Source organism: Nitratireductor sp. GZWM139 (genome assembly GCF_030068685.1).
GTDB lineage: Bacteria > Pseudomonadota > Alphaproteobacteria > Rhizobiales > Rhizobiaceae > Nitratireductor > Nitratireductor aquimarinus.
In genome coordinates this window covers 1-11,797 of record NZ_JAMQML010000002.1, presented here as the reverse complement: position 1 = coordinate 11,797, position 11,797 = coordinate 1, and the positions used below count along the sequence as shown (strand labels likewise).

10 protein-coding genes and 1 tRNA gene are annotated in these 11,797 nt (G+C 57.9%); 6 read left to right on the top strand and 5 right to left on the bottom strand.

The window, feature by feature from the left end; all coding sequences use genetic code 11:
• Window positions 1–241 precede the first annotated feature (241 nt).
• The gene (chpT, locus tag NDI72_RS02420; RefSeq protein ID WP_113156398.1) at window positions 242–874 is read left to right on the top strand and encodes a histidine phosphotransferase ChpT; all 633 of its coding nucleotides are present in this window, start codon (window positions 242–244) and stop codon (window positions 872–874) included.
• Between the two features lie 103 nt (window positions 875–977).
• On the top strand, window positions 978–1,346 hold the full coding sequence (locus tag NDI72_RS02415; RefSeq protein WP_204360832.1) for a response regulator: 369 nt from the start codon (window positions 978–980) through the stop codon (window positions 1,344–1,346).
• A 155-nt stretch (window positions 1,347–1,501) separates the two neighbouring features.
• Here the strand turns inward: NDI72_RS02415 and ctrA are convergent, their stop codons facing one another.
• Entirely contained in the window at window positions 1,502–2,197 is a 696-nt protein-coding gene (ctrA, locus tag NDI72_RS02410; protein WP_113155877.1) for a response regulator transcription factor CtrA, read from the bottom strand.
• A gap of 442 nt (window positions 2,198–2,639) precedes the next feature.
• Between ctrA and NDI72_RS02405 the strand changes: the two genes are divergently transcribed.
• The gene (locus NDI72_RS02405) at window positions 2,640–3,005 is read left to right on the top strand and encodes a flagellar export protein FliJ (RefSeq protein ID WP_113155878.1); all 366 of its coding nucleotides are present in this window, start codon (window positions 2,640–2,642) and stop codon (window positions 3,003–3,005) included.
• Between the two features lie 200 nt (window positions 3,006–3,205).
• Here the strand turns inward: NDI72_RS02405 and sciP are convergent, their stop codons facing one another.
• Window positions 3,206–3,481 (bottom strand): CtrA inhibitor SciP, encoded by a 276-nt coding sequence (gene sciP / locus NDI72_RS02400; RefSeq protein WP_113155879.1) that lies wholly within the window; start codon window positions 3,479–3,481, stop codon window positions 3,206–3,208.
• A 287-nt stretch (window positions 3,482–3,768) separates the two neighbouring features.
• Between sciP and mnmA the strand changes: the two genes are divergently transcribed.
• Entirely contained in the window at window positions 3,769–4,953 is a 1,185-nt protein-coding gene (gene mnmA, locus NDI72_RS02395; protein WP_206548285.1) for a tRNA 2-thiouridine(34) synthase MnmA, read from the top strand.
• A gap of 94 nt (window positions 4,954–5,047) precedes the next feature.
• Here mnmA and NDI72_RS02390 read toward each other — a convergent pair whose 3' ends face one another.
• The gene (locus tag NDI72_RS02390) at window positions 5,048–6,001 is read right to left on the bottom strand and encodes a Gfo/Idh/MocA family protein (protein WP_206544073.1); all 954 of its coding nucleotides are present in this window, start codon (window positions 5,999–6,001) and stop codon (window positions 5,048–5,050) included.
• A gap of 230 nt (window positions 6,002–6,231) precedes the next feature.
• On the opposite strand from NDI72_RS02390, the gene NDI72_RS02385 reads away from it, so the two are divergent.
• A tRNA-Met gene (locus NDI72_RS02385) sits at window positions 6,232–6,308 on the top strand.
• 264 nt (window positions 6,309–6,572) lie between these two features.
• Window positions 6,573–8,306 (top strand): site-specific integrase, encoded by a 1,734-nt coding sequence (locus tag NDI72_RS02380; protein WP_113152766.1) that lies wholly within the window; start codon window positions 6,573–6,575, stop codon window positions 8,304–8,306.
• A 378-nt stretch (window positions 8,307–8,684) separates the two neighbouring features.
• Here NDI72_RS02380 and NDI72_RS02375 read toward each other — a convergent pair whose 3' ends face one another.
• Entirely contained in the window at window positions 8,685–10,946 is a 2,262-nt protein-coding gene (locus tag NDI72_RS02375; protein WP_283799710.1) for an AAA family ATPase, read from the bottom strand.
• A 165-nt stretch (window positions 10,947–11,111) separates the two neighbouring features.
• Window positions 11,112–11,666 (bottom strand): hypothetical protein, encoded by a 555-nt coding sequence (locus tag NDI72_RS02370; RefSeq protein WP_113152768.1) that lies wholly within the window; start codon window positions 11,664–11,666, stop codon window positions 11,112–11,114.
• Window positions 11,667–11,797: the final 131 nt, after the last annotated feature.

Genomic DNA, 11,797 nt, shown 5'->3' with positions numbered 1-11,797 from the left:
GTGCGTTTCATGATCTGATTCGGTCAGGGACTGGAGCCTGCGCAAAGTCAGAACCAATGGATTGCCGTGCGGCCGTTCGGGCGCACAAAGGACAGTCCGAACCATTAACGAAGCATCGGAATAGCCCGAAAACCGGTTTCCACTTTTCGGACCGATGCTCTGGAGCAGAGACCGGCCAGCCCCGTGGCGAAAGCAGACGGAAAAGGCCCGATTGGCAACAACGTCTGGAGGACAGATGCCCGTGTCCGAACTTTTCTCGCTGAGCGCCCCCGATCTGGCAGCTCTTCTGTGCAGCCGCGTTTGCCACGACATCATTTCTCCGGTGGGCGCCATCAACAATGGCCTCGAATTACTGGATGAAGGCGGCGCCGACGAAGACGCGATGAACCTGATCCGCGCAAGCGCGGTCAACGCATCGGCGCGTCTCCAGTTCGCCCGCATCGCCTTCGGCGCAGCCGGTTCGGCCGGCATGCAGATCGACACGGGCGACGCCCAGACGGTCGCGGCGGCCTTCATCAACAATGAAAAGCCCGAACTCGAATGGCACGGCGTGCGCGCCCTTCTGCCCAAGAACCAGGTCAAGCTGCTGCTCAACCTGCTTCTGGTCGCCAATGCAGCGATCCCGCGCGGCGGCAGGCTGCGGGTCTATCTGGAAGATACCGACACCAATGCGCATTTCGTGATCAAGGCCGAAGGCCCGATGCTGCGCGTCCCGCCGAAGTTCCTCGAACTGCACTCGGGATCGAAGCCGGACGAGCCCGTCGACGCCCACAGCGTGCAGTTCTATTACACGCTGCTTCTGGCCAAAGAGACCGGCATGAACGTGAACATTCGCGCCACGGCGGATGAGATCATTCTCTCTGCGGCGAAATAGAGAAGATTAACCATACCTCTTTGCCGCAGCTTTACCTGCAGCGGGCCATAGTCCTTTCTGTCGTCTAATCAGCGGCACCGGCTTTGCATGAAAGGACATGAAAATGGCTCGCTGCCTGATCGTTGACGATTCCAGTGTGATCCGGAAAGTCGCCAAGCGCATTCTGACGAGTGCGGACATGATGGTGACCGAAGCCGCGACCGGCCAGGAAGCGATCAACCTGTCTGCACACGACATGGCCGACATCATCATTGTCGACAGCTCGCTGCCGGACATGGCTTCCAGCGAACTGGTCAGACAGCTGATGGCGCTGCCAGCCGAATTCAAGCCCTACATCCTTCTGTGCCTTGCCGAGCTCGATCTGGGCGCAATCATGCGCGCCAAGCGCGCAGGTGCAAAGGGCTACATGCTCAAGCCCTTCACCCGCACCCAGCTTCTGGAGCAGTTCCGCGAATTCCAGTCGGCCGCCTGAGAGCGCTCTCCGGCAGATGAGGCGTGTTCTTGCGAGGCATGTTCTGGCGCCCTGCGGGCGACGCCCCTGCCCGGAATTTCCGAAAACGAGTACGCAACAAGAAAAACCCGGCCTCGCGGCCGGGTTTTGCGCGTTCCAAGGGGATTTGAAGCGGATCAGGCGCTTTCGCGGACTTCCTCGGGTTCACGCAGCACATAGCCACGGCCCCAGACCGTCTCGATGAAGTTCTGCCCGCCGGACGCTGCATCCAGCTTCTTGCGAAGCTTGCAGATGAACACGTCGATGATCTTCAGTTCCGGCTCATCCATGCCACCATAGAGGTGGTTCAGGAACATTTCCTTGGTGAGCGTCGTTCCCTTGCGGAGCGAAAGCAGCTCCAGCATCTGGTATTCCTTGCCGGTCAGGTGAACGCGCTGACCACCAACCTCGACCGTCTTGGCGTCGAGATTGACGATGAGATCGCCCGTGGTGATGACCGACTGCGCATGCCCCTTGGAGCGACGCACAATTGCGTGAATACGCGCAACCAGCTCGTCCTTGTGGAACGGCTTGGTCATGTAATCGTCCGCGCCGAAGCCCAGGCCGCGCACCTTGTCCTCAATGCCGGCCATGCCGGACAGAATGAGAATAGGCGTCTTGACCTTGGAAAGGCGCAACGTCCGCAGGACCTCATAACCGGACATGTCCGGCAGATTAAGGTCGAGCAGAATAATATCGTAGTCATAGAGCTTGCCGAGATCGACGCCCTCTTCACCGAGGTCCGTCGTATAGACATTGAAGCTCTCAGACTTGAGCATCAACTCAATGCTCTGTGCCGTGGCACTGTCGTCTTCAATCAGCAGAACGCGCATCTTTATCCCCTTCTCGCCGCCGACCCGGCCTGGCAGGCACCCGGCACCGAAGCAATGATTGCCTGAATCGGAGGCTGCCAGTTAATGGTTAACAAAATCTAATTCGTTCTGGCAAGCGCCAGAATCCCCTTTTAGCTTTTGAAGGCACCGGTTTGATTCCAATAATGAAATTTCCGCTCCTGGACAACGCAAATTGCATTAGAAATTTACGCTAACCGACTCTCCAAGCAATCAAATTACGGCTCCTCACGCACAATCTTTACCGCGCCTTAAGCCATCACCCATATGATTAACAATGCCCGTAAACGAATGGTTACCGGGAAAGCTAAATCTTAGGATTTTGTTTCCTAAGTGCGTTTAGCATTTGTATTCCGACCCGGCGTAAAAGGGACGGACAGCCGCCGCGAGGCGCTGGTGTGTGCGTATTGTGGGAGTAACGAGCATGAAGCCGCGTGAAAATCTCGTCCGTCTGAAGCAGTTTCAGGTTAATGAGAAGCGGCGCCGGATGGCGCAGCTGGATACGATGATCGCAGAATTCGACCGCATGGCGGCGGAACTGGATGCACAGATCGTCTCCGAGGAAACGAAGGCGGGCATTACCGACCTCAATCACTTCGCCTACCCGACCTTCGCAAAGGCCGCTCGCCTGCGCCGCGACAATCTGCGCACCTCCCAGGCTGAACTGGTCGAGCAGCGCAAGAGCGCCGAAGCAGAGCTGAACGAGGCTGAAGCCGAGCTCGCCAAGGCCGAAGCGCTTGAAAACCGCACCCGCCCGGATGCCGCGCCCTCGCGTGCTATGACCGGCTAGACCTTTACGCTCACGCCACACCGCATTCTGCACGAGGCGGCAGGGTTATCCCCTGCCGTTTTTTTTGCGTTCAGCGTTCAGGAATCCACAGACTGAAACCCGGAACGCAAAAAGGCCGGCGACGAGCGCCGGCCCTTTTTACGGTTTTGACTGGAAGTCGGCCCGCCCCTTCTAGCGAAGAGAAGCGCTCCGAAAGCCGATCAATGCCTGTATTGCTGGATCCGCGTCGTGCGCAGACCTGCAAGGCCATGATCCTCGATAGAAGCCTGCCATGAGAGGAACTCCTCCACCGTCAGACGATAGCGCTGACAAGCTTCCTCAAGGCTCAAAAGCCCGCCGCGTACTGCGGCAACCACTTCCGCCTTGCGACGGATAACCCACCTGCGCGTATTGCTCGGAGGCAAGTCCGCAACAGTCAGCGGGCTGCCATCCGGGCCGATGACATATTTTACGCGTGGTCGAACCATTTCGGTCATAGTACTCTCTACCTGAACTCAAGACCCGTTTCACAAGCTAGTGCGCCGGCTTTAAAATTTGCCTAAGCACATGGTAAGCATACGGTAACGGACATGAATCCCGCGTTAGGGATTTGCCTGAGATTTGTTTCAAATTGCGCCGGAAACGCTCCGGACCCCTTGGAAAAGCTGGGGTTTGCAGGCAAAAGGGGCGTTAACCTATCAGGGTGGCGGTGGCCCGATCCTTGACCTATATTCGCCGCATTGGCATGTAATCGGCCACGATAAAGACAAAGAAGACCTAGCGAATGAACAGCCTCGACCTGCCCGGACGCCCGCAGGACTGCCGAATCGTGGTGGCGATGTCGGGCGGCGTAGACTCCTCCGTTGTTGCCGGCATTCTTGCGAAACAAGGCTACGACGTGGTTGGCGTCACCCTTCAGCTTTACGATCATGGCGAGGCGGCTCACCGCCCCGGATCATGCTGCGCGGGTCAGGACATCGACGATGCGCGCCGCGTTTCCGAGACGCTTGGCATTCCGCATTACGTGCTGAATTACGAGCAGCGCTTCCGCGAGGCCGTGATCGACCCGTTTGCGCAGAGCTATGTGGCCGGTGAAACACCGATCCCCTGCGTCTCGTGCAACCAGACGGTCAAGTTCGCCGATCTTCTGGAAACCGCCCGCGAGCTTGGCGCGGATGCGCTGGCCACCGGCCACTATATCCGCAGCCGCGCCAATGGCGCTCACCGCGCGCTCACGCGCCCCGTGGATGCCGAGCGCGACCAGAGCTATTTCCTGTTCGCCACCACGCAGGAGCAGATCGACTATCTGCGCTTCCCGCTGGGCGGGCTCTCCAAGCCCGAGGTTCGCGCCATCGCCGAAGAGATGGGCCTGAGCGTCGCCACCAAGCAGGACAGCCAGGACATCTGCTTTGTTCCGCGCGGCAAATATTCCGACATCATCAGCAAGCTGAAGCCGGAAGCCGCCACACCGGGCGAGATCGTGCATCTGGACGGGCGCAGGCTCGGCCGCCATGACGGCGTGATGCATTACACGATCGGCCAGCGCCGCGGCATCGGCGTCGCGACCGGCGAGCCGCTCTATGTGGTGCATCTGGACGCAGAGAATGCGCGCGTGATTGTCGGCCCGCGCGAGGCGCTCGAGACGCACAAGGTTTTCCTGCGCCAGGTGAACTGGCTGGGCGACGGACCGCTTGGCGAGCTCCCCAGGGGCGGCATGGAAGTGTTTGCGAAGGTTCGCTCCACGCGGCCGCCCCGCCCTGCGGTGCTTCACCATGAAGACGGCGTCACCTGGGTCGAACTGACGGAGGGCGAAGCCGGTGTCGCACCGGGCCAGGCCTGCGTGCTCTACTCCGACGACGGCAATGAGGCCCGCGTCTATGGCGGCGGCTTCATCGAGCGCTCCGAGCGCGGCACCGAAGCCGAAGCGCAGCTCACGCGCCTCTCTACCATGGCTGGTCAGGGCGCGTAGAGCGCACTGCGCCGCACTTCACGCCAAACCAGTTTGCACACGCGCCCGCACGGGCGCGTGATTGATCACTATCGCGCCTGAAAGGCAGCGCCCGTCAGCCGTGGGTGACGGAACCTGCCGTGAGAATGCGCAGAACCTCGATTGCCTCTTCACCGGTGGTGCGAGGCTCCTTGCGGGTCTCAATACAGTCGATGAAATGCTGCAGCTCACGCGTGAGCGGCATTCCCTCTTCCACGTCCACATAGGTCGGTTCATTGGTCGTGAACGCCCAGTGACCGCTGTCATGCCAGACCGCATGCCGATAGACGGCAAGCTTGCGCCCCCATGGCTCGACATCGTCGAACACGGCCATCGCCTTGTCGCCGACCACCGTCAGGCGGCGTTCGCGATAGGGGTTGAGGCGCGAGGTGAACAAATGGCTGCGCAGACCGCCGGGAAAGCGCATGTGCAGATGCGCGAAGTCGCTCAGGTGGTCGAGCAGCGCCGCGCCCTCGCCGCGCACCTCTTCCGGCGCAACGCCGGTCAGTGCGAGAATCATCGAGAGATCATGCGGCGCCAGATCCCACAGGGCGTCATTCTCGGTGTGAAACTTGCCAAGGCCGAGACGATGCGAATGAATATAGCGGATTTCGCCGAGATCGCCCTTGTCGATCAGCTCCTTGAGCTTCTCGAAAGCCGGGTGGAAGCGCAGCACATGCCCCACCATGATGATGCGCCCGGTCTCGCGCGCAACGGCGACCGCGCGCTTGGCGTCATCGACGGTCAGCGCGATCGGCTTTTCCACAAGAACGTCCTTGCCGGCCTGCATGGCGCGGATGGCGTATTCGGCGTGGTACTGCGGCGGCAGGGCCAGAACGATTGCATCGATATCGTCGTGCTCGAAGAGCGCCTCCGGGGAGATTGCGACGCAATCATGCTCACTGGCAAAGCCCTCGGCCCGCGCCTCATTGGCGTCGGAGACGGCTGCCAGCACTCCAAGAGACTTAAGCGTGCGAATGTGGTTTGAGCCCCAATAGCCACATCCGAGTACTGCAATACGCGGTTTCATCAAATCCTTCGCCCGAGATTTTGGCGCTGAAAACACATACAGACGCCGCACCCGCGACTCAACCCTGCCAGGGAAAACCCGGCCCTTTCTTAAGGGAATTCGACAGCCACGACAAATTCCCCCAAGAAACGAAGAACCCCGCTTGACAGGGCAGACACAGCCACCTTATATCCGCGCGTCTTCTTGAGGCAACGGACTCGCAGCCGACGCAGCTGTTTTTGTCCTCGGTTGGCGGAGTAGCTCAGTCGGTTAGAGCAGAGGAATCATAATCCTTGTGTCGGGGGTTCGAATCCCTCCTCCGCTACCATTTTGATTACGCAAGCAATATCAACCAGTTACAAGGAACAGAGGTTCCAGAAACTGTGAGACATCTCGCACAAATGTACGCGGAGATGCCATGGCTTGCGCTTCCTACCTTTCTCGCCGTGAAGGACGCTATTACCTTCAGGTTCGGTTGAATCCCGTCACATCCCTCCTCCTGGGCAAGCAGCTCTATAGAGTCTCGTTAAGAACCAGCGACTATCGTCAGGCGCGTATTCGACTTTCAGAGCACCTGGGCTGGATTCACAGAATGAACGACAGCGCGAACTACGTATCGCTCTTTCAGAAGAACGTGGGCGAACTGCGAAAATATCTGCTGGATCCATGGCCTCTTTCTGAAGAACGGCTTCAGGCACGGCGCAACTACGAGGAGATGCTGAAGAACCTGAAGCGTCGGGCGCTGGCCGCCCAGTGCGATCCCGACATGATCGAGCCTGACTTCACCGCCCTGCTGAACCGTTTCGTGAACCAGAATCTGGATGCCGAGACGTTCCTGCGTCAGCGTGACAGGGTTCAAGCTTATGAACGCGGCAGGGCCGACATGCAGGCAGCCATCCAAATGGGCGCAGTACCCGCCAGCTTTCAGGCATCTGCACATCATTCTCCCGCCATTCCCTCTCAGCCTGATACAATCGCCGCATGGCATGATCCAATGGCCCGTGAAGCCCGCATCACTCCGTCAGCGAGCGAGCCGGAAGTCCCCATCGACGTTCTCGAGGAGCCTTTTGCACATCCCCCTGCGCCAGAGGCCGATCCGCTCACCTTCTCTCAGGCGCTGCAGGAATACGTTGAAGAGGATGTGACGAATGGCGGCAACGCGGATGCCCGCTCAGCTATCCAACTGGTCGTACAGTTCCTGATCGACATCATGGATGATCCGGTCGTCGCCAGGTTTGACAAGCGCAAGGTGCTCGAGCTCGATCAGATGCTCCCCGACATTCCAAACAGGCGCAACGTTCCCAAAGAGCATGCACAAACACTGGCAGAGAGGTACCTCTATGCAAAGAAGCATGGATGGTCGCGCCTTGATCGGTTGACCGAAACACGGCTGCGCAACGGCTATCATAACGCCCTGTCGAAATTCTTTGACTGGCTGATTGAACGGGGACACTACCCTCACCCCAAGCCCGTGTTCAGCCATGTCAGTGAAAACAATCTCACCTCCCTGCCCCGGGACTCGTTCGATGACAGCGAAATCGCGAAAATCTTTTCGCAACCGCTCTTCACGGGATGCCAGAGCGACAAACGGATCTGGCAACCAGGAAAATACTTCATCCAGTCGCACCTTTACTGGGCCTACCTTCTGTTGCTTTTGACAGGCCTGCGGCCAGGCGAGCTGGGACAGCTGGAACTGAACGACATCGCGGAGCGAGACGGAATTCACTACCTCTACCTCAGAGGTTTTGACCCCTCCAAAGGCCGCGTGGCCAAGAAAGATGTGAAGCGTTTCAAGACCCCGTCGTCGCAGCGCGTCGTCCCCCTTCACCCACTGATCCTTGATCTGGGTCTCCTTGAGCGGGTGGACGAGTTGAAGCAGCTTGGCTGCCCCTATCTCTTCCCGGAATGGGAGCCCTATCCCAAGCCAAATGGCGAAATGCGCTGGGGCCAGCCGATCACAAAGAGCTGGCAGTATCTGAAGAAGAAAACAGGCATCGCCCGCAAGGAAGTAACACTCTATTCCACGAGGCACTGGTTTGCTGATCTGATCGATAACACCAAAATCAAGGACGTCACGCGAAAGCGCCTGATGGGACACTCACCGAAGTCGGACATCCCCGCCCGCTATGGCATGAAGCATCGCCTAACGACGCGAGATTTACAGCATTTCGAGCAGGCAGCGTCCCCCGCACTTGATGCGATAACGCCCATTCTTCTGGCCGCCAAGGAACGTGTGAATTGCGGTGATCTGGTGGTGCTGAAACCTTGGTTACAGCAGCAGAACTGGTCGGCATATTATCAAGAACGGTTGAGCGAATTAAAGTGACCCGCTTGCACAGAAACGAGCGGCGGGTGCGGCGTGAAGTAATCGACCCGATTTCTGAACTATGTTGGGAAGCTGCCTATTCACTTCTGGTTGGAGGAACTGGAAACGCAGCCATTAGATAGCCGCTCAACTCTGACGGAGCGCGCCTTCACCTCGGTCGTTCGCGTCTCCATTCCCGCGCGCTGAAAGCTGTCGGTCATCTCGACAACACAAAAGTCTGGAACGGGCGGAGAGCTGCCGTTCGCTGCGACAGGGATGAATGTCCGGTGCGTGGCAACTTGCGGTCAGCAATCGTCGAGAAAGTTTTCGCGTGGCAATATGGACGTATTTCTCAGATCATGGGACAACGAAATGGCCAGCCGCCATCAGTAGTGGCGTCTAGCGACAGAGCCTCTTCAGCCGCTCAAGGTGCTTAGCATCGACGTTGTTGATTGTTTGGAAGAGCGCGGTTGCCGCATCTCTCGTCTCTTCCAGCGTCATGGTTGAGAAGGACAGCAAGTCGTCAATGTTATCAGAGTGGGATTCGACTTGGACGAGCCGCTCCAAAGCAGCCAGTTGCTCCCGGTCTAGCTCTGGGTAGTCGACGCACAGCTTGTCGAGCTGTGCGGGCAGCCCACCGCCGCCTGGGCACTTGAAGGCCAAGAATACGTCGAGCACCCGTCGGATGACGTTGGGCATCATGTAGCCATGGTCATCGTAAGCATCGGGATGCTCCACGAACCTGAGCACGTGGCTGAAGAGGAAGTGGTATTCTGAATCGTACTCGCGAAGCAGCTTCGACATCTGGACGATCGTCGAGGACCGACGGGGCTGCCCCTCAGGTATCGCTACGTCGATGAAGAGAAACGTCGCCGACGGCTCCTTGCCAGCCGGAGGGCGGGCCTTGCCTTTCCACGCCTTTCTGAACTCATTCATGCATTGCAGGTTGTGGGTGAGGATAAACACCTGCGCGGCCTTTTCCAGGCGAGATCTCACGAGGGAGCACGCAAAATTCAGCGCCTTCGTGTCTAGGCTCGATACCGGATCGTCTACGACCACAATGAGGTCGGTCAGCTTCCGGTTGTCTGCCTCAATGGACGAAAGAAAGTAGGAAATCGCGATCGCGGTTTTCTCACCTTCGCTCGGCACGCCGGTGATCGGTGTTCCGTGCCGCTGGAGTTCGTAGCCGTCGTCGGTGGGATTGATCGTGAGTTCGCCGTGACCAAGATAGGCTGCGATCAGCCTATTAATTACCTCGGCGGCGGGTCCGTGTGCCCTTATTTGCTGGCGCAGCTCGTCCGCCTTGATCCGCAGCGCCGCAACATTCTTGGCGTCAATCTCATGCTGGTTCGTCGCGTCTTCAAGGTCTTTTGCAGCCTGCGCGTAGTCGTCGCGGCAGTCGAGGATGAAGTGCCGGCGTATAGAGGCCTCGGCGGCTTCCTTATGCTTCGCGAAATTGGTGACCGCCCGATTGTGGGCCGAAATAGCTTCATTGACGGTCACAACGCCCGCATCAATCCGCTCCGCGGTAGCGAGGACATCCGCCTCTGCGGCGACGTCCTTCATGTCGGCGGGCGTCGCCGGACGCTCGAGCTTAGCGAAGAGGACAGTCTGCAGTGTGCCCAGTTGCTTCGCCAGCAGGCGTATGTCCTTCAATAGGTTCTCCCGAACCTCCCGGAAGCCAATCCGAAACTCAGTTGCCAGATCGTCAAATGAGGGTACCTGAGCGCCCAATTGAGCTGATAACTCGATGAGACCAGCCAGCCGCTGGGCTGTCTTGTTGAGACGTGCGACGAACTGGTCGACACTGTCGTCGAGGGCAGCGGCGAGGTGCGCACGCCGCTCGGCCGATATTGCGTTGCCGCAGAAGAGGCAGTCGGCGATCCCGTTAGTTTCATGGAACTCATGCCCCTGCTTCAGCCAAAGCAGTATATCGGGATACCGCTGGACCTCGTCGAGTGCCACGGTCGCCATCGACTGACCGCAGACGTCGGCGATGAAGCGGTAGGCTGTCTCGATTGTGGACTTGTCGAATGATATCGTTTCGAAGCGCGGCATTGGCTCATCAAGCCGACACGTATCCTCGGCCGCCTTCATTTCGTCGTCCGTGAGCGCGGGCCCTTTGTCGTCTTTCCAGGTATCGTAATCCTTGGCGAGTGCCGGTGCCTCATATTTGCGGTTGCCAAGGTGCAGGCGGGAGGCAACCGACTTCGCGCGCTCCCTCTTGAAGTTGACAAAGGTTTTCTCCGCAGCTTTCTCCACGGCGGATGCAGTTTCCCTTTTCTTGTCCGCTTCGACAATCTTGTCCTCGACCCTTGTAAGCTCCTTTGCGGCTTCAGCTTGATCAGCGCCAACGTAGAACACTGGGTTCGCGCGCCCTGCGCCCCATTGCAGATTCTGTTCAATGTAATCTGAGTTGAAGACAAGTAGTCGCCGTTCAAGACCGACGGGATTGGTCGGGCATCCGAACGTCGATCCATCGTCCAGCGCCATCTCGAATCTTCCGTCGGTGGGAAGTTTGGGATGCGGCCTGCCGGACTCGAGGCTCGCGAACAGACGCGATAGGGTACTTTTCCCTGAACCATTGAACCCGTAGACGAGGTTGTAACGGCGGAAATTAAGAGAAGGCGAACGCGCAGCGCGGTCGGCGAATACTCCCATTCCCTGCAGCGATTTGATATTTGTTACTATACCCATCCCTAGAGTTCATGCGCCGACATCGTTGTTGTCAACCTCCCATAGCATCAATCCAACGCGCCGATCGCGCTAACCTCACCATTCGGCTCCTTGCCGGTCTATCAGGACCCTGCTTTGTGGGGCTAAATCTCAGCTCTCATCTGTGCTCAATCTTACCAAGTGCTTCATAAAAGAAGAGGTGATCTCAAATATTAACTCGATCTCTTCCTCAATTACGCTGGAGTCATGTTTGACATAACTGCTCTGATACTTGGCGTAGTATTCAACGATCTTCTGGAACATATTGGCGAGTTCCTTGGATCCACCGTTGCCTTTGATGAATGTGCCGAGCGCAGGAAGTTGATTCTCAAGTGACTTTCCGTTATCGAAGATTTGTTTAAGCAGGAGTTCGAGTGCGACACGCAGATCATCGATCAGGTTGCGATGGAAAATGCCCGCCTCGTATTTCTGCAGGGCGCTGTTGTAAGATTCCAGCGCCTTCGGGTGGCCATCGAGCCAGTGCCGTGTCTCTTCGATCAAAGTTTCGTTGATATCTGATGCAGGAGCGCCGCCTGCGAACTGCGCATAGCGTGTGGCCAGCCTGATTTTGAGCTCTTCTCGCTTCTTGTTCGTTTTGAAGCCGAAGGATCTGTGTTCGCAGAGTTCCTTGATAATCCGGTATTGCTGCTCACCATCGAAAGCCATCAAGTTGTCGTAGAGGGCGGTGCGCTTGTTCTGCGCTTCGAATGGATAACTCTGATGGGGTATGTTTGCCTCAAAATCAACGGCATAGCTAGGCTCAGGACTCGTTGATTAGAGCCAGAAGATCACGGTTG

Bases quoted from the DNA above. Each gene is read 5' to 3' on its own strand.
- NDI72_RS02415 (WP_204360832.1), top strand. From the start codon at position 978: ATGGCTCGCTGCCTGATCGTTGACGATTCCAGTGTGATCCGGAAAGTC.
- ctrA (WP_113155877.1), bottom strand. From the start codon at position 2,197: ATGCGCGTTCTGCTGATTGAAGACGACAGTGCCACGGCACAGAGCATT.
- NDI72_RS02405 (WP_113155878.1), top strand. From the start codon at position 2,640: ATGAAGCCGCGTGAAAATCTCGTCCGTCTGAAGCAGTTTCAGGTTAAT.
- sciP (WP_113155879.1), bottom strand. From the start codon at position 3,481: ATGACCGAAATGGTTCGACCACGCGTAAAATATGTCATCGGCCCGGAT.
- mnmA (WP_206548285.1), top strand. From the start codon at position 3,769: ATGAACAGCCTCGACCTGCCCGGACGCCCGCAGGACTGCCGAATCGTG.
- NDI72_RS02390 (WP_206544073.1), bottom strand. From the start codon at position 6,001: ATGAAACCGCGTATTGCAGTACTCGGATGTGGCTATTGGGGCTCAAAC.
- NDI72_RS02380 (WP_113152766.1), top strand. From the start codon at position 6,573: ATGAACGACAGCGCGAACTACGTATCGCTCTTTCAGAAGAACGTGGGC.
- NDI72_RS02375 (WP_283799710.1), bottom strand. From the start codon at position 10,946: ATGGGAGTATTCGCCGACCGCGCTGCGCGTTCGCCTTCTCTTAATTTC.
- NDI72_RS02370 (WP_113152768.1), bottom strand. From the start codon at position 11,666: ATGGCTTTCGATGGTGAGCAGCAATACCGGATTATCAAGGAACTCTGC.